The following is a 23452-nucleotide window of genomic DNA, read 5'->3' on the forward strand; positions in this document are numbered from 1 at the left end:
GTTTCAATGTTCACGCAAGTTGATGGCGTTAATGTGAAAGTCGCGCAAGCGACTCACGAAACTCCCTTCTCCCTTGCGGGAGAAGGGGCAGGGGGAAGAGGGAAACGGTCATGACTTTCATGATTTGGGGTGTCTCCACGTGTCATGACCGTTAATGTGAAAGTCGCGCAAGTGACTCACGAAACTCCCTTCTCCCTTGCGGGAGAAGGGGCAGGGGAAGAGGGGTTTTTGATCGGGTGCATAGGCACCTCTAGCAAGTTCTATATGATTCTATCTAAAACAAGATAGACATATATAGACATTGTTAGATATGCCTGGAGCCATCATCCGGCAGCAAACATCAAACCTTCACTAGCTTCATCACCTCGTCCCCCAGGTGGTTGATCACCTTGACGGCGATGCGCCCGGACTTCGGCTTGTCGAACGGCCGCGAGGTGTCGCTGTTGAGGGTTGCTGTGCTACTCTGCGCAGCACCCCGCCATAAATCGAGATTTCATGGTCCGTTGCCACCTCGTCGAACTGATGCGCCGCGACCAGCTGAAAACGACCGAGTTGGCGCGGCTGGCGCACGTCAATCGCAGCACGGTGGCCGCCTTGACGCGCGATCGGGCGACCCGGGTCGATCTCGCCGCGCTGGAGCGAATCTGCACGGCCCTCGGCTGCGGGCTCGGTGATTTGCTGGAAATCGTTCCGGACGAGCCTCGGCAAAACGACAACCCGCCCCGACTGCGAGGGTGACCTGAATGCCCATGAGCATCAGTCGCTGGCAGGCCGTCGCCCAGTCGCAGTTCGCCTGGGAGCGCGAGGCACTGGACTGGCTGCGCAAGCAGCTACCCGATCGCGAACCCTGGCACGCCTGGACCAACTTTGAATTCATTGACGAGGAGGGCAAGGTCAACGAGGTTGACGCGCTGATCCTCACCCCGGCGGGTCTCTTCCTCATCGAGATCAAGAGCCGGCCCGGCGTCGTCACGGGCGACGCGCACACCTGGCTGTGGGTCACCGACGGTCGTGAACGGGCCTGCGACAACCCGCTGATCCTCGCCAACCGCAAGGCGAAGCGACTGGCCAGCCTGTTGCGGCGGCAGTCATCGGTATTCAAGGCGAAGCTGCGCTTGCCCTTCGTCGAGCCGCTGATCTTCCTGTCGGCTACCAGCCTTGACTGCAAACTCGGTGGCACGGCCCGCTCGGGCACCTATCTCCGCGGTCAGCCGGACAGCGAGTCCGATACCGGGATCATCGACGCGCTACAAAACGGAACCGCCAGTGCCCGCGCGATGCAGCTCGGCCGCGTTGATCATCAACACGCCCGGGTGCTCGCCCGGGCCATGGCAGAGGCCGGCATCAGGCCTTCGAACAAGCATCGCAAGGTGGCCGATTACCAGCTCGGCGCGCTGTTGTCGGAAGGAGGCGCCTACCAGGACTGGGAAGGCACGCACACCGCGATGGAGGCCGTGCGCCGGCGTATTCGCATCTACACGGTCGCCGCCGCCGCCACCGCCGATGCGCGCAAGTCGCTGGTTCGCCAGGCGCAGCGCGAGTTCCAGATTCTCGAAGGCATCGATCACCCGGGCATCGTCAAGGTCAAGGACTACCAGGACACTGAACTCGGCCCGGCGCTCATCTTCGATCACGACCCCAAGGCAATCCGGCTCGACTTCCTGCTGCGCGAAGGGGGGCAACAGCGAGGCCAACAACTCAACGTAGACCAGCGCCTGCAGATCGTCCGTGACCTGGCCGAGACACTCAAGCATGCCCACCAGAAGCGCCTCTACCACCGCGCCCTGTGCCCGCAGAGCATCCTGGTTCAGGATGTCGCCGGCGCAACGCCACGGCCGCGCATCATGAACTGGCAGACGGGCACACGCGAGGGCACGCAAGGCACCGACAGCGTCGATCCGGCGCGGCGCACCGTCGGCGGCACCATGCACGTCGAGGAGTATGTCGAGGACCCCGGCCTGGTCTATCTGGCTCCTGAAACCTCGCAGTCCGAGGCGCAGCACGGCCCCAGCCTGGACGTCTTCAGCCTCGGTGCGATCAGCTATCACGTCTTCTCCGGCCGGCCGCCGGCCAGCTCGGTGCTCGATCTCGCCGAAAAGTTGCGCATCGGCCAGGGCCTGCGCCTGTCGGACGTGCTCGACGGTTGCGGCAAGCAGCTGCAGGACCTCATCCAGTACAGCACCCATCCCGACGTGATGGGCCGCTACGGCAGCATCGACGAATTCCTGCAGGACCTCGACAAGGTCGTCGATGAACTGACCACCCCGGAGCCCGAGGCCACCGTCGATCCGGCCGATGCCAAACCCGAGGAGCGCATCGAAGGCGGCTTCACGGTTATCCGCAAAATGGGCCGGGGCTCGTCGGCCGACGTGCTGCTGGTCCGCGAGGACGCCAGAAGCGAAGAGCTGATCCTCAAGGTCGCCCTCGATGCCAGCCTCAATGACCGTCTCGGCGCCGAGGGCGAAGCGCTCGCCAAGCTTCGTCATCCGAACATCGTCGAGTGGCAGCGCACGCTTACCGTCAATGGTCGGACGGCACTGCTGATGCACCAGGCCGGCGAAAAGACCTTGGCATTCGGCATCCGCGAAGAAGCCCGCCCGTCGCTCGACCTGCTGCAACGTTTCGGTGAACAGCTGATTCAGGCGGTCGACTACCTCGACCAGCAAGGCGTCCCCCACCGCGACATCAAGCCCGACAACATCGGCATGTCGCAGGCCGGCTCCCGCGGCAAGCTGCAACTGGTGCTGTTCGATTTCTCGCTTACCAGCAGCTCGGCCGAGAACATCGCCGCCGGCACCCACCCCTACCTCGACCCCTTCCTCTCGCTGCGCAAACCGGCGCGCTGGGACCTGCAGGCGGAGCGCTTTGCGCTCGCCGTCACCCTGCACGAAATGCTCACCGGTGTGCTGCCGCGCTGGGGCGATGGCAAGACACAGCCGTCGATGCTCGATTGCGAAGCGACGCTGGCCAGCGAGCGTTTCGACCCCTTGTTGCGCGACGCTTTCACCACCTTCTTCGCCAAGGCGCTGAACCGCAATCCGCAGAAGCGCTTCGACAACGCCGAAGCGATGCTGCGCGACTGGCGCCACATTTTCGAGGCGGGCGCGTCGGCAAGCCAGCAGTCGGCTGACCTCTTCGACGCCGTCGCGCGCCTGGCCACCGCCAGCACCAACATGGCCGAACTGGGCTATAGCGTCGAAGCGCAGAACGTGCTCGAAGCGATGGCCATCCACAATGCGCGCGAGTTGCTGGCCGTCGATCGCGTCCGCTTCCGCTATCTGCGCGGCGTCGGCGATCGCATCCGCAAGGAAATCCGCCTCAAGGCCAAAGCCCTGGCGGCCATCCGGCCGGACCTCGTGCAAGGCCGCCCAACGCTGCACGAGGTCGACGACGATACGGCCGCGGCCGGCGCCATCAGCGTCAACGAGCTGGCCGCGCAGTTGCTGCCACGCCGCCCGGCCGGCGACGATCGTGTCGAAGAAGCCGCACTGGCCATCTACCTCGGGCTGGAAGAGGCCGAAGCTTCGACCCCATGCACGCCAGCGCCCCTGTGGACGCCGCTGGGCGTTGCCGCCAAAGCGCTGGCTATCGACCGCAACGAGCTTTCCGCCGCCTTGCTGAAAGCCCGCGAGCGCTGGCTGAAAACGCCGCAGCTCACCGAACTGCGCAACCACTTCGAAAGCCTGCTTTCCACCCAGGGCGGGGTGATGACGGTACCCGAGCTGGCGTCGGCGCTGCTCGCCATGCGCGGCTGCGCCTCGCAGGACGACGCCGAGCGGATGCGCCTGGCGACCGCCGTCGTTCGCGCCTGCTGCGAAGCCGAAGCCCACCTGGAGCGCCTGCGTTTTCAGGAATTCGAGCACCGCCCCCTGCCGCTGATCGCAATTTCCGCACAGATCGCCGAATACGCCCGCCGGCTCGGCGCGTCGGCAGACGCCTGTTCGCAAGCCGAACCCTTGCTGACGCCGCAGCGAGCCCTCGAAACCCTGCAGTCGGTGCCCGCGCCGGAGGCCAATCCGGCGCTTTCCGCGCAGCGCCTGTTGCGCCTGGCCACCGCCGCAGCGCTGCGCGCGGCGCTGTCCAGCCGGCAGGAAATCTATCCGCGCGGCATGGCCGCTTCTCTGGCCTTGCGCCAGTCGCTCGGTGCGCTGATGGGGGTGCGTTTTCTCAAGCCGAAGGACGTGCAGGATCGCGTCGCCGGCCGTTACCCGGAAGCACAGCCGCTGCCGCGCCGCCCACTCCTCGACACGCTGCTGGCCGACGTCGGCGCGCTGCTGGTGTGGAGCGACGACGCCCCGGCCGGTCCGGGCTACCTGCCCTCGACGCAAGGTCTCGGCCCGTCGGCGGGCAGCACCACGCAATACTCCCGCGCCACCACGGCCATGGAGCGCGGCTTGCCGGCAGCGGATACTGGCGCCAACGAGACCTCCGCCGCTGCCATCGAGGCAGAGAAGCTGGAAGAACGCCTCGCCCATGCGCAAAAGGCGGGTGGTTTTCTCGTGCTCACCGTCGAGCCGCGGCTGGCGCACCCTGTCGAAACCGAATTGCTGCGCCGTTTCGGCCGTCAGCGGGTGAGCTTCGAGACCCTCATGCTCAAGGCCCTGCGCGAGCAGGCCGCAGCCTTGAAGGTCAACTGGAATGTCGTGCTGATGGCCGACGCCGCCACCCCCGCCCCCAACAGCAGCGACTGGAGCCGCCTGATGCGCCTGGTGCACAAGGCATTGCCGCAGGTGAAGCAGGCGCTCCTCGAAGCGACGGCGCCGGTGCTGCTGGTCAACTCGGGCCTGATTGCCCGCTACGGCCTGATGTCGCTGATCGACGACCTGCGCGACGAAGTCGGCCGGCCGGGCAAGCTCGCCAGCCTGTGGATGCTGCTGCCGATGGCGGCCACCGGCCTGCCGACCATCGACGATGTCCCCGTACCGGTCATCACTTCCAGCCAGTGGGCGAATGTTCCCGTCGCCTGGGCCAGGAACCTGCATCGCGCACCCGCCGCCGCCGCCGCGGCTTGAACGCAGAAATTGCGCACGAATTGAAGTCCTCCGATGATCGATGCCAAAATCCTGCTCGCTGACCTGACCCGCCTGCTCAAGCGCCTCGAAGACGACCTGCGCGAACGCGTGCTCAACCCCGCCAGCGAAGTGCCGGAGTTGCGCATCCAGCTTCAGGCCGAGTGGCAGGCGGCGCGTGACGCCGGGCGCACGGCCGAGACTTTCGAATCCTGGGCCGGGCAGGTCATCACCCAGGCCGGTGTGCACTGGCTGCTGAGCTGCGTGTTTTTGCGTTTCATCGAAGACAACGGGCTGGTGGAGCGGCCGTGGATCAGCGGCACGCCGCAGTCGGGCCGGCTGGCCCTGGCACGCGACCGGCATGAGGCCTACTTTCGCGAACATCCGCACCAGAACGATCGCGACTATCTGATCGCGTGTTTCCAAGAGGCCGGCGCCTTGCCGGGCCTGCACACTTTCTTCGACGGCGCCCACAACCCGGTTTTTCGCCTCGGCATCAGCGGCGATGCGGCGATGGCGGTGATGCAGTTCTGGCAGGAGGTTGCCGCCGATTCCGGGGCGCTGATTCGCGACTTCACCGATCCCACCTGGAACACCCGCTTTCTTGGCGATCTGTACCAGGATCTGAGCGAGGCCGCGCGCAAGCGTTATGCGCTGCTGCAGACGCCCGAGTTCGTCGAGGAGTTCATCCTCGACCGGACGCTCACCCCGGCGATCAACGAGTTCGGCTATCGCCAGGTGCGCATGATCGATCCCACCTGCGGCTCGGGGCACTTCCTGCTGGGCGGCTTCCATCGCCTGGTCGAGGAATGGGCAAGCAAGGAGCCCGGCCGCAATCGTCGCGACGTGGCCCAGAAAGCGCTGGATGCGGTGGCCGGCGTTGACCTGAATCCGTTCGCCGTCGCCATCGCGCGTTTCCGCCTGCTGTTGGCCGCATTGCAGGCCAGCGACGTGCAGCGAATCGCCGCGGCGCCGGATTTCAGGATTCATGTCGCCATCGGCGACAGCCTGCTGCACGGCACGCGCTTTGGACTGACTGCCACGGACGACATGTTCCAGGGCGCCGAGCATTTTGCCGATACCGGCCTGGCGCATGCCTACGCCAGCGAAGACCTGGCTGAAGTGCAGGAGATTCTCGGCCGGCAATACCACGCGGTGGTCGGCAACCCGCCGTACATCGTCGTGCGCGACGCAGCGCTGAACGCCACCTATCGCAATCACTACGCCAGCTGCCATATGAAGTATTCGCTGGGCGCGCCGTTCACCGAGCGTTTCTTCGAATTGGCAGTCACTGGCCGCGATACACGGCCGGCCGGCTACGTCGGCCTGATCACCACCAACTCATTCATGAAGCGCGAGTTCGGCAGCAAGCTGATCGAGCAGGTACTGCCGCGTCTGGACTTAACGCATGTGGTCGACACCTCGGGCGCCTACATCCCGGGGCACGGCACGCCGACAGTCATCCTGTTCGGCCGGCACCGGGCGCCAGTGGGCGAAGCCGTGCGCACGGTGATGGGAATCAAGGGCGAGCCCAGCACGCCGGATGATCCGGCACAAGGGCTGGTGTGGTCGGCGGTCGTCGCGCAAATCGATCGGGCGGGGTCGGAGAGTGAGTTTGTTAGCGTGGTGGACACACAGCGGGCGATGTTCGCGAAGCATCCGTGGAGCATAGGAGGCGGCGGTGCCGCGGGCCTCAAGGAATCGCTTGAGTTGAATCGTCCGGCGCTGGCCACGATCGCCCGGGAGGTCGGCATCACTGCCGTCAACGGCGAGGACGAACTTTTCTTGCTACAGGGCGCCACGCACATCGCGAGGGCGGGGATCGAACACGTTCGCCCGATGGTCACCGGCGACGTGGTTCGTGACTGGTCAGCGGCCTTCACGCCAGCGGTCTGGCTCTACGACGATGAGTTCAACTTGCTTGACCTTGAGAGCCTGCCGCGGACCGCTCGCTACTTCTGGCCCGCTTACAGTGTGGTTTCGAGACGCAAGCGCTTCGGTACGCCGATGGTCGAGCGCGGACTGACTTGGTACGAGTATCAGGAACTGTACGTCAACAAGCTCCGATCACCGCTGACCATCACCTTCGCCGAAATCGCCACCCACAACCACTTCGTTCTCGACCGCGGCGGCAAGGTCTTCAACCGGACAGCGCCGGTCATCAAGCTGCCCACCGGCGCTAGCGAGGACGAGCACCTGGGGCTGCTCGGGCTGCTCAACTCGTCGGTGGCGTGTTTCTGGCTGAAGCAGGTTTGCCAGGACAAAGCAGGAAGCGGCATCGGCCGCGGTGTCCAGAACGAGGCATGGGAGGCTCGCTACGCGTTCAATGCCAGCAACGTGGCCGAGTTCCCGCTGACCGACCAGCGTGCACTGGACCTCGCCCAAACCCTCGACCACCTCGCCCAGGAACTTGCCGCCAGCAGCCCGGCGGCGCTACTCGCGTCGTCCTGCCCCGACCAGGAACCCGCCGGGCCGTCTCGCCGCCGCGCGCCGCCGCCGCAACTTGCCGGCAAGGTCAGGGAGCTTGGCGATGTCATGTGTTCCGCTTCTCCCGCCGAGTGGGGAATCGAGGAATGATCGTACTCGACTTGAGTTTCGACGAATGGCTCGAACAAGTGGAGCAGGCCGGAATTGTTCGCTTTCTGCCAGTCACCCACCGAATTGGCGCAGCAGCGGTCGCACTGCCAGAGCATCACAAGGGTCCGCAGGATCGGCTGATTATCGCGACAGCCTTGCATTTCAAGGCGAAATTGCTCAGTTTTGACGGCCAGTTTCCGCTTTATCGGGAACTGAATGGCGTGTTACTGCCGAACAATGTCTGAGGCGCCATGACCCTGCACACCCGCGAGAGTCTCGACACCGCCCGCGCCCGTGCTGCAGGCCTTCGCCGCCAGATGGTCGCCGCGCAGGAAGAACTCGACTGGCGTTGCTACCGGCTCTACGGCCTGCTGCCGGCCGGCGGCGATGCCTCGGCCTACGAGCACCCGACGCCGCCCGAGGTGGCACTCGGCGAGCGCGCCTTCGAAATCGTGCTGGCCCGCCGCATCGCTGCCGGCACCGAGACCACGACCTGGTTCGAGCGCCACGGCTCGATACCCGTCACCGAGATCCCGGTCCGCTGGCCCGAGGGCTACCGCCAGGTCGTACAGCGGCGCATCGACCTGATCGGGAACGACCGCAACATCGGCCTGATCGAGCGCCCGGAGTACAAACGCCGCTGGAACACGCCGGCGTGGGATTCGCTGCAGCAGGCCGCGCTGCGCGACTGGCTGCTGGCCCGCCTGGAGTCTCCTCGCTATTGGCCGCGCCTGGACGGCAGCGGCAGCGACGCCACTCCGCAGCTGCTGTCCACCAGCCGGCTCGCCGACGCCGCCGGGCGCGATGCCGAGTTCATGCAGCTCGCCGCGCTGTACGCCGGCCATGCCGACTTCGACGTCAATCAGCTCGTCGCCAGACTCGTCGCCGCCGAGTCGGTCCCCTTCCTACCTGTGCTGCGTTACACCGACACCGGCCTGCGCAAGCGGGCCCAGTGGGAAGACACCTGGGCCCTGCAGCGCCGCGAAGATGCAGGCGAAGATTTGATCCGCAGCGTCGGCAAGATCCCGGTGCCGCCCAAGTACCAGAGCAGGGACTTCCTGAAGACCGACTTCTGGCGCCTGCGCGGCGGCCTGGACGTGCCCAAGGAGCGCTGGATCAGCTACCCCGGCTGCGAACGTGGCGCCGACGGCAGCCTGCTCATCGCCTGGGCCGGCTGGGACCATCTGCAGCAGGCCACGGCCCTGGCCACGTACTTCATCGACATGAAGGAAAACGAAGGCTGGAGTCGTGAGCGCTTGCAGCCCTTGCTCGCCGGCCTGCTCGAACTCACACCCTGGATCACGCAATGGCACAATGACATGAATCCCGATTTCGGCGCACGCATGGGCAACTATTACGTCGCCTTCGTCACCGACGAGGCGCGCGCGCTGCAATTCACGCTTAATGACCTGCGCGCCTGGAAGCCGGCGGCTACGGCGGCCAGGCGCGGGCGAAATTGAAGAAGGAGTTGTTCAATGCAAGCCATAGAACTTGAAACCACGATTTCGGTCCAGGGCAGCATCTTGCTGCCTCCCGATTGCCAGGCCTTCTACGGCCGTCATGCGCGGATGATATTGCTTTTGGATGATGAAACGCCGACCCCCGCGCCGCAAACCCAGCGCACTGAGCGTCAGGCAGCCATGCGTCAGGCGCTGGACGCCGTTGCGCAGGCCGGAATGTTTGCCCATATCGACGACGCCGCCGACTGGCAGCGGGAGCAACGCGCCGAGCCCACACAACCGGGGCGCGAGGACTGAGCCATGTGGCTGGCTGACAGCAATATCCTGATTCGCGCCGTAGCACGACCGGGTCATCCACTACAGGACTGGCTACTGAATAATCTGCCCGCAATTTCGGTCGTTACGCGTATCGAAACGCTTGGCTATCATCGCCTTGGTGTCGACGAGGAAAAGTTGCTGCAAGCCTTGTTGGGTGCATTCGACGAGTATCAGATCGGGCCGCAAACCGTCAGTCTCGCCATTAGTCTGCGACGGCAGCGGAAAATGACGCTCGGCGATGCCCTGGTCGCCGCGACCTGTCTCGAACACGGGCTGCACTTGGCGACACGGAACGTCAGAGATTTCGACTGGATTCCCGGCCTTCGCGTCGATTCACTGAGCGAAATTCCACTTTGATGCCACCTGCGAAGTCGCCTTCCGCCAAGCTTGGCGGCCTCTGGCCCGTGCCTGGTTCCGGATCTGCCGCGTTGGGAGAAAGAGAATAAATGCCCCTGATCAGAGAACTGATCGCCATCCCGGAGCAGGTGCACCAGGGCGACTTCGTCCTGAAGCTGGCCGAGGGCGTGGCACATGCCGAAGCGACGCTGCGCGACTACGTCGTGACCCCGCAGCTCAACGCCTGCTTCAATGACGCGCTGAACTTCATCAAGCAGTCGGTGCAGGGGGGCAGCAGCAAGGCGGCGTACCTGCATGGCAGCTTCGGCTCCGGCAAGAGCCACTTCATGGCCGTGCTCAACCTGCTGCTCGACAACAACGTGTTGGCCCGCTCGCTGCCCGAGCTGGCCAACGTCGTCGCCCAGCACAATGACTGGACGCAGACTCGCAAGTTCCTGCTCGTGCCGTATCACATGATCGGCGCGCGCAGCATGGAGTCGGCGATCCTCGGCGGCTACGCCGAGTTCGTGCGCCAGCGGCATCCCGACGCGCCCATTCCGGGTTTTTATCTGTCGGAGCGCCTGTTCGAGGATGCGCTGCGCATGCGTGGCCGTCTCGGTGACGAGGCCTTCTTCCGTGATCTGAACGCAGGGTCGGACGCCGGCAACGGCGGCGACAGCGGCTGGGGTGAGCTGAGTGGCGGCTGGGATGCCACGAGCTTCGAAGCCGCGATGCTCGAGCCACCGAGTGGCGACGACCGCGTGCGCCTGGTCGGCGACCTGATCAGCTGCTACTTCACGGCCATTGCCGACGTTGCCGAGAGCCGCGGCGAAGCCTTCGTGCCGCTCGACGACGGCCTCAGCATCATGAGTCGCCATGCCAGGGCGCTTGGCTACGATGCGGTGATCCTGTTCCTCGATGAACTGATCCTCTGGCTGGCCAGCCGGGCGGCCGATGTCAGCTTCGTCAGTAGCGAGGGCACCAAGCTGGTCAAGCTGGTCGAAGCCGGCAACGCCGATCGGCCGATTCCACTGGTCAGCTTTGTCGCGCGGCAACGCGATCTGCGCGAACTGGTCGGCGAGAACCTCGCCGGCTCGCTGCAACTGCAGTTCAGCGACGTGCTGCGCCACTGGGAGGCGCGCTTCCATCGCATTACGCTCGAAGACCGCAACCTGCCGGCGATTGCCGAGAAGCGGCTGCTCAAACCCTTGTCCGAAGCGGCCCGGCAGACTCTGGGCAATGCCTTCGACGAATTCCAGAAAGTCAGGCCCGAGGTCTGGAATACCTTGCTGACCGAGACCGCGGACAAGGAGATGTTCCGCAAGGTCTACCCCTTCAGCCCGGCACTGGTGCAGACCCTGATTGCCGTATCGGAGGCCTTGCAGCGTGAGCGCACGGCCTTGAAGCTGATGCTGCAACTGCTGGTCGATCGGCGCGATGACCTGGAACTGGGCCAGATCATCCCGGTTGGCGACCTGTTCGATGTGATCGCCGATGGCGACGAGCCGTTCTCGGAAGCGATGCGCATCCATTTCGACAACGCCAAGCGGCTCTACAAACAGAAGCTCTTGCCGCATCTGGAACGGCAGCATGGCGTGACCTGGGAAAACATTCGTATCGGCGACGCCGACCCGGCCAGGGCCCGAGTGCTGCGCAACGACGCGCGGCTGATCAAGACGCTGCTGCTGAGCGCCCTCGTTCCCGAAGTCGATTCCTTGAAAGCCCTGACGGCGCAGCGTCTGGCCGCACTGAACCACGGCACGATCCGCTCGCCCATTCCCGGCCGGGAAACCCAGGACGTGCTGCGCAAGTGCAAGGAGTGGGCGGCCGACATCGGCGAAATCAAGGTCACCGACGATACCAACTCGCTGATCTCGATCCAGGTCACCGGCGTCGACATCGAGCCCATCGTGCGCGGGCCTGCGGCCTCCAGCGATAACCCGGGCAACCGTCGGCGCCGCGTACGCGAGATGCTGTTCGAGCAACTCGGCGTGACCGACAGCAACGACCTGTTCGCCACCTACACGGTGCTCTGGCGCGGGACCAGGCGCGAGGTGGAAGTGCTGTTCGAGAACGTCCGCGAGCTGTCGGACGACAAGCTGCGTGGGCGCCCGGGTAGCTGGACGGTGATCATCGACTTCCCGTTCGACGACTCGACGTTCACCCCGGCAGACGACCTGGCTCGTCTCGGGAAGTATCGCGGCGACGACACGCAGACGCTGGTGTGGTTGCCGTCTTTCTTCAGCGCCAAGGCGCAGCATGACCTGGGCCGCCTGGTGGTATTGGACTACATCCTGACCGGGGAGCGCTTCAACGAGCTGGCTGCCCACCTGGCGCTGGTCGATCGCGCACCGGCGCAGGCCCTGCTGCGCAACCAGCGTGACCAGTTGCAGCAGCGCGTTCGGCAGTATCTCGAGGTCGCCTACGGCATTGCCGGCGACTCGCGCGATGCGGTGGTGAATCCGCTGGCGCCCGAAGATCAGTTTCGCTCGCTCGACCAGACGCTGACGCCGCTGCCGCCGGTGGGGGCGAACCTCAAATCGGCCTTCGAAGCTCTGCTCGACCAGCTCTTCAGACACCAGTACCCGGCGCATCCGGTCTTCGATGCCGAAGTGAAACCGGCCGCCGTAAAGAAAGTGTGGCCGGAACTGGAGCGTGCCATCGCGACCGCCGACGGGCGCGCGCCGGTCGGCGACCGCGTGCTGCGGCAACTGATTCGCTCGATCGCCGACCCGGTGCAGTTGGGCAAGACCGGTGAGACGCATTTTGTGCTGGGCAACCACTGGCGCTCGCACTTCCTCCGCGAGCAGGCCAAGGAGAGCGCCACAATCACGGTGGGTAATCTGCGCAGGTGGCTGGACCAGCCGCTGGCGATGGGCTTGCCGAGCGAAGCGCAGAACCTGATCATCCTCAGCTTCGCCGGGCAGACCAACCGCAGCTTCGTGCGCGGCAAGGTCCCCTACACGCCGGGCATCGATCAGATGCCGGACGACCTGGAACTGCGTGAGCAGACGCTGCCCGACCCGGGCGACTGGGAAACCGCCTGCAAGCGTGCCGCCGCGCTGTTCGGCCTGACCATCCCGACATCGCGCAACGCGGGCAACGTCGCCAGGCTGGCCGAAGAAATGCAGGCCAGGGCACGTGAAGCACGGGAGTCGATCGGCAGCCTGGTCAAGACGCTGACCGAGAAGTCCGCCTTGTTCCCGGCCGCTGGCGACAACCATCGCCTGCAGACGGCACGTTCCGCGCTGGCCTTGCTTGCCGGCCTGTTGAATGCCGAAAGCGCGGCAGTGGTTACGACTGTTGCCGGTGCAACGATCGAGACCTCAGAGGTCGCCATGTGCCGGACCCTGGCCAGGCACGTGAACTGGATGAAGCGGTGCGCACCGGAGCGTGGGACATCTTCGAGGCGATGAAGACGCTCAGCGACGAGCGGCAAACCGCGGCGCGGGCGATTGTCGCCAAGGTGTGCGAGACACTGGCGGCCGACGAGCATGCGATTGGCTTGAAGGTGGCGCTCGACGAGCAGCGTGGCAAGGCCGTGCGCTTGCTGACCGTGACGCCGCAGCCACCACAGCCGCCACAGCCACCGCCTCCACCTCCACCGCCGCCGCCGCCGCCGCCGTTCGTGCCGGCGGTGATCGTGCAGGAATCCGCAGCGGCTGACCTTGAAAGCACGCAGGCGCGGGCCCTGCTCGACGATCTGCACGCCAAACTCGACAAGGACACCGACCTGCGCCTGTCGATTTCGTGGCGGCTCGAACGGCCGGGGAGCAGCGAGTGACCGGACCAGCAGGACCGCTGACCTTGCCGCAGATCGAGGCGCAGGCGCTCGCGGTGCTGGAGCGTGCGAGCGATGCAAAAGTCATCGCCATCCAGACCAGGACGAAGGCGGTATGGCCGGACGCCATCAAGCTGTCGGGCCGGCCGTTCCGGCTGCGCTGGTGCGAAAGTCCGTTGATGGCCCGCGAAGCGCTGTCCGCGCTGGAAGAGGGGGCCGACGAGCAGGCCGGGGCCGGGCTCATCGTGCTGACGCCGCTGTCCGCACGCGATCTGGGCGGCGACGTCGTCGCGCGACTGGCCCGCGCGCAGGTCTTTCAGCCCGACGCCTGGGGCATGGTGCAGCAGCTTTTCAAGGCGCGCGAGATCGACGCGCGACTCGGCCGTTTCCGGTGGATGGCGCAACTGCTCGTTGAGCGCTCCAGCATGGGTGCATACCCGCCCGTGCCCAACGGTTTCCTCGATATGGACACGGCGTGGCGTCATGTCCTTGGCCGCTGTTTGACTCTGCAGGCAGCGCAGCCGGATGCGGCAATGCTTTTGAACTGGTCTCTGGGCGCCGACTCGGCCGGGTATTTCGAAGCTCTGCCCGCTCAGGCCAAGGCGCCGATCGCCGCCTGGTTTGGCGATTCGGCCGGAGCGGTAGGCACGCTGGTCATGGGTTGCGTAATGGCTGGCAACACGCAGGATGCCGTCCCGCTCGGACTGGTGTGCGGCGTGCTGTTGTCCGCTCAGGGCGAAGGCGTGCATGAGCTTGCCGCCGCCGCGATTCGTCTCGAGCGCTTCATGGGGGACAAGCGCATCGGCATTGCCGAGGGGCGCGCGTGGGCGAACGACGCGGCAAGGTGCCTGAAGGCCTTGACGCCGGCCTTGCGTCACGAGGTGATCGAACGCGCCGAGTGGCTGTTGCGCGAGCTGCATGTTGATGCCTACGCGCATCTGAGCGATGTGCTTCCACTCGGCCTGGAGCAGCGGCTTGCGCTACTCGCGGATGCGCTCAAGGCCTTCATCGCCGGGCCGGCGACGGCACAACTTCAGGTCATCGAAGGCGCGGCCGATTCGGTAACACGCCATGCCCATGCCGATCCGACAAGCACACGCATGCTGCGCGTGAACATGGCCGTTCGCCTGTGTCGATGGATGATGGCCGAGCGGCCAGACAGCAAAGGTTCGAGCGGGCGTCAGGCAAGCGGCTTCGCCGAGCTCGCGCAAGGCTATGCCCACCAAGGCGCCTTCGTCGATTGGGCACGTTTCAAACTGCTCGGCGGCGACGAGCTGCCGGGCCTTTCTTCAGCCTTTGTTGCCTTGCGCGACGCGGCACGCACAAGAGCCGAGGCCTTCAATCAAAGCTTTGCCAAAGCCCTGCAGGTCTGGAATCGCGAGCCCCGGGCAGAGCCCGCATGCATGCCGGTGGAAGCGATCGTCGAACGCTTCCTCGCCCCGCTGGCAAAGCAAACTCCGGTGCTGTTGCTGGTAGCGGACGGACTGAGTTACCCCATCTTTCGGGAGCTTTTCGAGGACCTTGAGACCCGGGGCTGGGACGAGCAGGTCACGTGCGCGCCGATGACACTGGCGGTCGCTATCGCCGCCTTACCGACGATTACCGAAGTGAGCCGGAGCAGCCTGTTGTCGGGTCGCCTGGTGGTCGGTGCAGCAGCGCAGGAGAAGAGCGCGTTCGCGACGCATCCTGCCCTCGTCGGCGCGTCGCGCGCCGGAAGCAGGCCGGTGCTGTTCCACAAGGGCGATCTCTCGGACGCCGAAGGCTTGTCGTCGACGGTTCGCGATGCGATCGCCTCGACACAGCAGCAGGTGGTGGCCGTCGTCTACAACGCCGTCGACGACCACCTGAGCGGCTCGAACCAGATCCAGGTGCGCTGGACGATCGACGATCTGCGGCTGCTTGGGCCCTTGTTGGGCGAAGCACGTCGGGCGCGGCGGGTGGTGGTGGTCACCGCCGACCATGGCCATGTGATCGACGCTGGCACGGTGCAGCGTGGCCAGGGGGAGGGCGATCGCTGGCGGCTGCCGTCGGGTACGCCGGACGAAAGCGAGCTGCTCTTCGAAGGTGGTCGCCTGAAGACGCCATCCGGCAGCGCGGTGCTCTGCACGTGGTCGGAAGGCGTCCGCCACGGAGCCAAAAAGAACGGCTATCACGGCGGGGTATCGGCACAGGAAGTCGTCGTGCCGCTGAGCGTGTTCACACCACGCAACATGGTGCTCAAGGGCTGGCAGGTCGCGGCTGCGCCACAACCGGATTGGTGGGCGCCGCTGGAGGCCGCATTGCCGACAGGAGGCCCTGAAACGCCGGCGCTCGCAAAGAAGCCGCCCAAAGCGAAACCGCTGGCGGCGCCGACACCGCAGATCGACCTGTTCGCTGGGACGCTGCTTGCGGCGTCACCCGACACCGCAGTGAACTGGATCGACGCTCTGCAGGCGTCGCCCGCCTACACAGCGCAGAAAGCATTGGCGGCGCGCGTGGCACCGAGCGATGCCGACGTGCGCTCCTTGCTGGAAGCATTGGCGGCTCGTGGCGGAAAGCTTTCCAAAGCAGCGCTCGCACAGCGCCTCGGCATGCCCGCGATGCGCATCAGCGGCTTTGTCAATGCCGCCAGGCGCGTGCTCAACCTTGATCAAGCCGCGGTACTGGTACTCGACGAAACGGCGGCTACGGTGGAGCTGAACCGGGAATTGTTGGGGCGGCAGTTTCGGGTGGCGGTGCGATGAGGGGCGGAGTGCGGCGGAAACTGCCGGTGCTTCGAACTGCAGACGGGGCAGGGCTTCCGAAAGCGTTGACGGTGTACCGTCGTCGCGGGTCGCCGCCTGTTGATTTGATTTACAGCACCCATTGTCGTTGTTAGCATTTACCGCATGCCAGCCGTCCTGATCCTCGCTGACCGCTACCCGCAAGGGCGACCACTTCCACCGTGGCGAAGCGGACGCGTCTTACCTCTTCACCTCGCTGGAACAACTCCTGGCGGACTTCTGGACCGCCGTCGATGACTGGAGAAAGTGACATGACCAACACCCGTCGATGACTGGAGAAAGTGACATGACCAACACCGTAACCATCGGCGTTGCGTCGCGGGCAGAGATCAATGCTCGCTTCACGCGCGCAATGACCACCGGCGAGCGCGCCACGCCTTTTATCGGCTTTGTCGATGAGCGGGCGCTATGGCGCACGCTGACGCCGCTGCGTTGGGACATCCTCAAGCTGATGACCGGTGCGGGCCCGCTGCCATTGCGGGAAATCGCACGGCGCGTGGCGCGCGACGTGCGCGGTGTGCATACAGACGTGCATTCATTGCTGGCAGCGGGGCTGGTCGAGCGAGACGAAGCAGGGTTTCGTTTTCCTTACGATGCGGTGCATGTAGATTTCATTCTGACGGCGGCGTAGTTTTCGAGGACGCCAACGCTTGCGGCAAGAAACGAAAGATCTTGCGCTTGGTGCCCTCCCGGGCAGAAGGAGACGGTAAAGAACTCTGCCGCAAGCAGTCCTTGAAGCGGCCTGGATGTATGCTATCGATCTAGCCAGCGAAATGCCGCTATGCACGATTTTTAGCGCTGGATGGAAGCACCAAACATCGGGGGCAAAGCCTGCTGCGGCAAGGCTTCCAGCATCCCAAGCAACGCCGGGTTAGGGAACCGGCGCCGGAGTTGGGCAGCAAATTCGCTCGGCGTCACGACAAAGAACGTGACTCCTCAGCAGCAAGGTGAGACCGGCCTCCCACTACCCAGCGCATCCCAAGGAGAATCACGAATGCCAACAACAGGTACCGTACAACTGCATCGCGTTTTCAGAGCACCGCCGGAGCGCGTCTATCGAGCCTTCCTTGAGGCAGATGCAATGGCAAAGTGGATCCCGCCATACGGGTTCACTTGCACAGTCCACCACATGGATGCCAGGGTCGGCGGAAGCTTCAAGATGTCTTTTACAAACTTCAATACAGGGAACGCTCACTCCTTCGGCGGTGAGTACCTTGAACTCGTGCCGCACGAACGCCTTCGCTACACGGACAGATTCGACGACCCGAACATGCCCGGGGAACTTCAGGTTACGGTGACTCTCACCAAGGTTTCCTGCGGCACCGAGCTGCACATAGTCCAGGAAGGTATCCCCGAGGTCATTCCTGTAGAGATGTGCTACCTCGGCTGGCAGGAGTCCCTCGCGCAGCTGGCGACGCTCGTCGAGCCAGAGATCCCCGGCTAACGGTCATGACATGTCGAGATACCCCGGATCATGAAAGTCATAACCGTTTCCCCCTCTCACTTGCAGTGCGCATTCCGGCTTGCACGCCGTAATCGTTCGCCGGGCAGGGAGCATGCTCCCTGAATTCCCCGCCTCACCCCTGACCCTTCTCCCGCGAGGGAGAAGGGAGTTTCGTGAGTCGCTTGCGCGACTTTCACATTAACAAGGTGCCGCCCAACCCTTCGTTCCAACGGACTGCCTTCGGCCGCCGTTGAACGAAAACCGTGAGCATCCGCTTTCCGCGTCGGACTACTTCTGCGCAGGGTCGGACGCGGTCGTTTTCAAGCCAAGAACAAATCAGTTCAGCAGAACTCGTCCGAACCCCTGGTCGAGTTTGCATCGTGATCGGCAGCGGCTTTCCGTTGTTTCGGCGAGTCGCTGCCGGGTGAAGTAGGCAATGAGGGTACATAAGTGATTAGTCCGCAACGCCGAGCCGAAGTCATCGAGGCCTTGAGACGCGGCACGGTTCCTAAGGCTGGCCTCGATGCGCTGGCCGTGGGCTATGGCCGCCTGCAGGGAACACTCGATGAAGAGTTGGACGCCGTGGCGACCGGGCGCGGAGCTTTCAAGGCCATCCGCGGCGAATACGGCTCGGGCAAGACTTTTTTTTGGCCGTTGGCTGCAGGAACGAGCCCGGGCGCGTGGTCTCGCGACCAGCGAGGTGCAGATCTCGGAAACGGAGACGCCGCTGCATCGCCTGGAAACGGTGTACCGCCGCTTGGTCGAACGCATTGCCACGGCGGACAGCGGCGAAGGTGCGTTCCGCGGCATCGTCGATGGCTGGTTCTATGCGTTGGAGCGCGACGTGCTGGAAGACAGCAGCCTCGACCCGACGGACGAAGTGAGCTTGCTCGCCAGGACCGAGGCACTGATGGAAGCGAGATTGGCCGGCGTGAGCAGGGTAGCACCGGCTTTTTCAGCCACGCTTCGCGCCTACCGCCGCGCGCTGCAGGCCGGCGACAAGGCCACGGCCGATGGGCTGATGGCCTGGCTCAGCGGCCAGCCCAACGTCGCGGCATCGATTCGGCGCTCGGCTGGTGTGAAGGGCGATATCGATCACTTCGGCGCGACCAACTTCCTGTCCGGCTTGCTGACCATGCTGCGCGACTCGGGCTATGGCGGCCTGCTGCTGGTATTGGACGAAGTCGAGACCCTGCAACGCATGCGCGCCGATACCCGCGAGCGGGGCTTGAATGCCTTGCGCCAGTGGATCGACGAGATCGACGCCGGTCGTTTTCCGGGGCTATATCTCCTGATCACCGGCACTCAGGCCTTCTATGAGGGGGCTCAAGGCATTCAGCGCCTCGCTCCGCTGGCACAACGACTGCACGTCGATTTCGGTACCGACTCGCGCTTCGACAACCCGCGCGCAGTGCAGGTGCGCCTGCCAGCTTTCGGTCACGATTCGCTGCTCGAAGTGGGACACAAGGTGCGCGACATCTATGCCGAAGGTGCCGTTGCCGGCAATCGGGTGCATGCTCTGGTCGACGACGCTTACGTCGAGTCCCTGGCCAAGGCCGTCACCGGGAACCTGGGCGGCAGGGTCGGCGTGTCTCCGCGGTTGTTCCTGAAGAAGCTGGTTGCCGACGTGATGGATCGCGTCGATCAGTTCGAGGACTTCGACCCCCGCAAGCACTATGCGCTGACAATTTCGGAGAGCGAAATGACCGCGCAGGAACGTGCATCCGTGGGCGTCAGCTCGGTCGATGACATCGAGTTGTAAGCAGCTGGACGCTCTGGGCGCTCCGGGCGGCAATCAGTGAGCGTGGAGGCCTTTGAGCGCCTGCACGGCGCGTTGCAGTACCACATCGTCAACTCGATGCGCTGGGCCGGCCTGCGCTCGACGCAGGCCGAGGCGGTAGCACCGATCCTCGAAGGCAAGCATTGCCTGATCCTCGCACCGACGGCAGGGGGCAAGACCGAGGCGGCAGTCCTTCCCGTCCTGTCGTGCATGGCGACCGAGGAGTGGCCGGGGCCGAGCGTTCTGTACGTGTGCCCGATCAAGGCGCTCCTCAATAACCTGGAGTCACGATTGTCCGGCTATGCCGGCTTCGTCGGCAGGACGGTGCAGGTGTGGCACGGGGACGTCGGGCAAGCGACCAAAGCACGGGCCAGGCGCTCGGCGCCGGATATCCTGCTGACCACACCGGAGTCCCTCGAAGGGATGCTGATTTCGACGAAGCTGGATCGAGCGTCATGGTTTGGCGGTGTCCGCGTCGTGATCGTTGATGAATTGCATGCCTTTGCCGGTGACGACCGCGGCTGGCACCTGCGCGCAGTAATCAAGCGGATCGAGGCTTACGCCAGGCAGCCGATGCAGAGGATCGGCCTGTCGGCGACGGTGGGCAACCCGGATGAACTGCTGGACTGGTTTGCCGGAGCAGGTGAGCGCCAGGTCGTTGGCTCTTCGTCGCTCAGTACGGACGCCGATGTCAGCATCGATCATGTCGGCTCGATGGCCAATGCGGCGACGGTGATCTCACGGCTGCACCGTGGCTCGAAACGTCTGGTTTTCTGTGACAGCCGCGCCAGGGTGGAAGAACTGGGGGTGGCGCTGCGTCGCCTGAACACGCGCACCTTCGTCTCGCATTCGTCCTTGAGTGCGTCCGAGCGGAAGCTTGCCGAAACCGCTTTCGCCGAAGAGCAGGACTGCGTGATCGTCGCCACCAGCACGCTGGAGTTGGGGATCGATGTCGGTGACCTGGACTACGTGATTCAGATCGACTCCCCGGGCACGGTTTCCTCGTTCCTGCAGCGGATGGGGCGCAGCGGCCGGCGCACCGGCAGCCGCCGCAACACCCTGTTCCTGACAACCACTGACGAGGCCTTCCTGCTGGCTTGTGCGATCACCACGCTGTGGCGCGAGAGGTATGTCGAGCACATCAAACCGCCGCCGCTACCGTGGCACATGGTGGCGCAGCAGATGATGGCGCTGGTGCTCGAATACCCCGGCCTAGCTGCGCACGAAGTGGTCGGCGTGGCGCGAACTCAGTTCCCCGAACTCGATCGGGAAACGGTCGCGACGGTGTTTGATTTCATGGCGGCCAAAGGCGTCCTGTTCGTCAGTAGCGGTCTCGCGTCGATGGGGCCTGAAGGCGAGAAGCTGTTCGGGCGCGCTCATTTCCTTGACCTGCTGTCGGCGTTTGCGAGCCCGATGACGCTAGCGGCACGCCACGGTTCCAGCGAGCTGGGTCATGTCGATCCGCTGGCGGTTCAGCAGCACGGCCCGACGGTCCTCCTGCTTGGCGGCCGAAGCTGGAAAGTGATTTCAGTTGAGTGGTCCAGGCGCACGGTGTGGGTGGAGCCGAGCGACGAGAAGGGCAAATCGCGCTGGCTCGGGACGTCGCGCTGCCTGGGTTTCGAGGTCTGTCAGGCCATGCGCCGGGTGTTGTTGAAAGAAGGCGATGCCGAGTTGGGCCTGTCGAAGCGGGGCATTCGGCAACTCGATGAAGTCCGTGACCTGATTTCCGCGCCCGAGCGCCAGGGATCGCTCCTGCTGGAGCAGCTGCCGTCCGGACGGCAGCGTTGGTGGACATTTGCCGGGGGTGCCGTCAATAGGGCATTGGCGCTGAGACTCGCTGAGCTTGGAAGCATACGGGTGGATGATCTGTGGCTGGAGACAGGCATGGGGGTCCCGGTAATGAAGCTCAGGCAGGGTCGAATTGAGCCTGTGGCAGTAGCAGCGTTTGGCGCCAGCCTGGCGGTGCGCGCCCAGTTGAAGTTCGCTGCTTGTCTTCCCTCTGACCTGGTGGCCGCAGTTGTTCTAGGTCGCTCGCTCGATGAAGCGAATCTGCAGCGACTCGTGTCCGGAGAACTCGGTGGCGTGGGTAACGGTCATGACAGTCGAGATACCCCGGATGATGAAAGTCATGACCGTCCCCCTCTTCCCCTGACCCTTCTCCCGCGAGGGAGAAGGGAGTTTCGTGAGTCGCTTGCGCGCCTTTTCATTAAGGGCGCTAGCGTGGGGCTTTCACCAGCATGATCAGGAGAATGGCCATGACCGCGGCCGCCCCTGCCGCAGGCGAGTCCGAGGTTAGCTGTGCGAGAGGGCCTCAGCGACCTTCGCCCGCTCCAGTTTGTGGAAACCCATGGCGAGGTTGGCCGGGTTGATCTGCAAGTCGAACGCCGTCGTTTTCACAGCCTTCTGTTCGTCGCCGGTCAGGCGCGCCAGGCGGTCGGTGAACGTATCTGCGATGCGGAATTCCATGTCTGCTTTCTTGCCTCGGTTACAGTCCGGCCGTCAGGTCGACGAGGCTCTGTGGCAATACGTCGCGCTCCTGCAATGCCGCCCTGACGCTCTCGCCAATGTCGGGGGCGATGGCCACATACTCGCTGGACCACCCTTTGAACTTCGGATGCACGGCAAGGAAGCGGTCGGCGCTCTTCTTCAGCGCATCTGCCGAGCCAATCAGACGTTCGGGGTTGCGCTTGCAGGTGCCGAAGCGAATTCGTTGTTCGTCTTCGTTCACCGCCACGAGGTCGATTTCGACGTCGGAGCGATCCCAATAACCACGGATGCGCTCGCTGAGCGCGAAGTCGCCAATACCCAGGCGGCTGCGCTCCTCGTATAGCTGGCCCGCGAGGTCTTCCAGCGCGTAGCCCTCGACGTCGGTTAGACGCCCATCGGCCTGGTCGATCAGGACGTCGATAGGCCAAAAAAGCGACCGCCGAAACAGGTCGCTGCAAGGCCGACAGCCAGGCGCGCAGGAAGTTGTCGCGGATGTAGTAGCGGCCGCTGCGTGCCCGCGCCGGCGAGAAGATCGGCAGGCGCCGCTCGATCATGCGGTAGCGTTCGCTGAGGACTTTCAGATAGCCCCCGACCTGGCGTACCTCGCCGGGACCGGAAAGCTCGACCATCGTCGCTTCGATGTCGGCGTTGGTGCAGCCCGGATGTCTGGCCAGGTACTGCAACACCATGTCGTAGCGTCCGCGCAGTTCGCGCAGAAACCAGTTGTCCGCTTCGTTGCGCAAGGGCGAGGAACTGGAGAAAAAGAGGCTGCGCAGCAAGGGTCGGCGCTCCGCGTTCAGCACCCCCTGCTCGTAGGCGTCGCGATAAAACTTGGGTACACCCTCGAACAGATTCCAGAGAAACAGCAGCCGTGAAGGGTCGTCGTTGGCGTGGACGCGCAGGATCTCCAGCACCGAGGCGATGTCGAGATGCCCCAACTCGATGGTATCGGTGCTGCGGTTGAACAGCGGAGCGTCCCGGTCCTCGAGCACGGCGGTCATTTCGGCGTGCAGCGAGCCGAGCACGATCAGGCCGCCGACGACCTCCGCCGCACGCGCAGCAAGGCGATCGACTTCCGCTTGCAGCAGCGAACAGAAGTCGGCCAATTGTTTGCGGTGGAAATATTGGAACTCATCGAGCGCCACCACGTAACCGGCGCTGGCCAGCCGCCCGATCAGTTGTGCCAGTTCACCGAGGCTGGAAACCCGCGCGTCGATACCGAACGTCTCCAGATAGCCGTTGCAGGCGGCTACGACACCTGCAGGGTCGGAATCCGGGATTTGAATGTAGAGCGTTCTGTCGATAGCGGCTGCGCGGAGCGCCTCCTGGATCAGCGCGGTCTTGCCGATACGCCGTCGTCCGGAAATCTGCAGGAAGAACCACCGCCGCCGCTCGAGAATGCGCTGCATCTGTTGCAGCTCGGAGCGGCGGCCATAGAACGACCATGGAGCCATGTCAGTCATGTCGAATGCGTTGCGGGCCTTAATATAAAAGTTTT

At 64.5% G+C, this 23452-nt stretch carries 14 protein-coding genes and 2 pseudogenes; 14 read left to right on the forward strand and 2 right to left on the reverse strand.

What is annotated here, in order from left to right; genetic code table 11:
- Positions 1 to 495: 495 nt before the first annotated feature.
- From E4Q23_RS18380 to E4Q23_RS18440, 14 genes and pseudogenes are all read left to right on the forward strand, one after another.
- Positions 496 to 738 carry a helix-turn-helix domain-containing protein gene (locus E4Q23_RS18380; protein ID WP_248595566.1) on the forward strand — a complete coding sequence of 81 codons (243 nt, stop codon included), beginning with the start codon at positions 496 to 498 and terminating at the stop codon, positions 736 to 738.
- A gap of 5 nt (positions 739 to 743) precedes the next feature.
- Complete coding sequence (gene pglW, locus E4Q23_RS18385; RefSeq protein ID WP_169067992.1) at positions 744 to 5012, forward strand: BREX system serine/threonine kinase PglW; 4269 nt, start codon at positions 744 to 746, stop codon at positions 5010 to 5012.
- 33 nt (positions 5013 to 5045) lie between these two features.
- On the forward strand, positions 5046 to 7586 hold the full coding sequence (gene pglX, locus E4Q23_RS18390; RefSeq protein ID WP_169067993.1) for a BREX-2 system adenine-specific DNA-methyltransferase PglX: 2541 nt from the start codon (positions 5046 to 5048) through the stop codon (positions 7584 to 7586).
- 11 nt (positions 7587 to 7597) lie between these two features.
- Positions 7598 to 7831: a PIN domain-containing protein gene (locus tag E4Q23_RS18395; protein ID WP_248595567.1), complete on the forward strand. Its 234-nt coding sequence runs from the start codon at positions 7598 to 7600 to the stop codon at positions 7829 to 7831.
- A gap of 6 nt (positions 7832 to 7837) precedes the next feature.
- On the forward strand, positions 7838 to 9046 hold the full coding sequence (pglX, locus tag E4Q23_RS18400; RefSeq protein WP_169067995.1) for a BREX-2 system adenine-specific DNA-methyltransferase PglX: 1209 nt from the start codon (positions 7838 to 7840) through the stop codon (positions 9044 to 9046).
- Between the two features lie 15 nt (positions 9047 to 9061).
- The gene (locus E4Q23_RS18405; RefSeq protein ID WP_169067996.1) at positions 9062 to 9343 is read left to right on the forward strand and encodes a hypothetical protein; all 282 of its coding nucleotides are present in this window, start codon (positions 9062 to 9064) and stop codon (positions 9341 to 9343) included.
- 3 nt (positions 9344 to 9346) lie between these two features.
- A complete protein-coding gene (locus E4Q23_RS18410) occupies positions 9347 to 9721 on the forward strand; it encodes a type II toxin-antitoxin system VapC family toxin (RefSeq protein WP_169067997.1) in 375 nt (124 codons plus the stop codon).
- Positions 9722 to 9810: 89 nt separating this feature from the next.
- Positions 9811 to 13116: a phage resistance protein gene (locus E4Q23_RS18415; RefSeq protein WP_248595568.1), complete on the forward strand. Its 3306-nt coding sequence runs from the start codon at positions 9811 to 9813 to the stop codon at positions 13114 to 13116.
- Positions 13080 to 13484: a hypothetical protein gene (locus E4Q23_RS24160; protein WP_248595569.1), complete on the forward strand. Its 405-nt coding sequence runs from the start codon at positions 13080 to 13082 to the stop codon at positions 13482 to 13484. Before E4Q23_RS18415 ends, E4Q23_RS24160 begins: the two co-directional genes overlap by 37 nt.
- Positions 13481 to 16204: a BREX-2 system phosphatase PglZ gene (gene pglZ / locus E4Q23_RS18420; RefSeq protein ID WP_336511731.1), complete on the forward strand. Its 2724-nt coding sequence runs from the start codon at positions 13481 to 13483 to the stop codon at positions 16202 to 16204. Before E4Q23_RS24160 ends, pglZ begins: the two co-directional genes overlap by 4 nt.
- A gap of 325 nt (positions 16205 to 16529) precedes the next feature.
- Positions 16530 to 16874, forward strand: coding sequence for a transcriptional regulator (locus E4Q23_RS18425; protein WP_169067998.1), 345 nt, complete (start codon positions 16530 to 16532; stop codon positions 16872 to 16874).
- Positions 16875 to 17237: 363 nt separating this feature from the next.
- Positions 17238 to 17687: an SRPBCC family protein gene (locus E4Q23_RS18430; protein ID WP_169067999.1), complete on the forward strand. Its 450-nt coding sequence runs from the start codon at positions 17238 to 17240 to the stop codon at positions 17685 to 17687.
- Positions 17688 to 18137: 450 nt separating this feature from the next.
- Positions 18138 to 19449: pseudogene (gene brxD, locus E4Q23_RS18435) on the forward strand (BREX system ATP-binding protein BrxD).
- A gap of 36 nt (positions 19450 to 19485) precedes the next feature.
- Positions 19486 to 21708 (forward strand): DEAD/DEAH box helicase, encoded by a 2223-nt coding sequence (locus E4Q23_RS18440; RefSeq protein ID WP_336511732.1) that lies wholly within the window; start codon positions 19486 to 19488, stop codon positions 21706 to 21708.
- 51 nt (positions 21709 to 21759) lie between these two features.
- Here the strand turns inward: E4Q23_RS18440 and E4Q23_RS18445 are convergent, their stop codons facing one another.
- A complete protein-coding gene (locus E4Q23_RS18445) occupies positions 21760 to 21933 on the reverse strand; it encodes a hypothetical protein (RefSeq protein ID WP_169067991.1) in 174 nt (57 codons plus the stop codon).
- Between the two features lie 19 nt (positions 21934 to 21952).
- Positions 21953 to 23363: pseudogene (locus tag E4Q23_RS24950) on the reverse strand (ATP-binding protein).
- Positions 23364 to 23452 lie beyond the last annotated feature (89 nt).

This window comes from Candidatus Accumulibacter phosphatis (assembly GCF_012939955.1).
Lineage (GTDB): Bacteria > Pseudomonadota > Gammaproteobacteria > Burkholderiales > Rhodocyclaceae > Accumulibacter > Accumulibacter delftensis.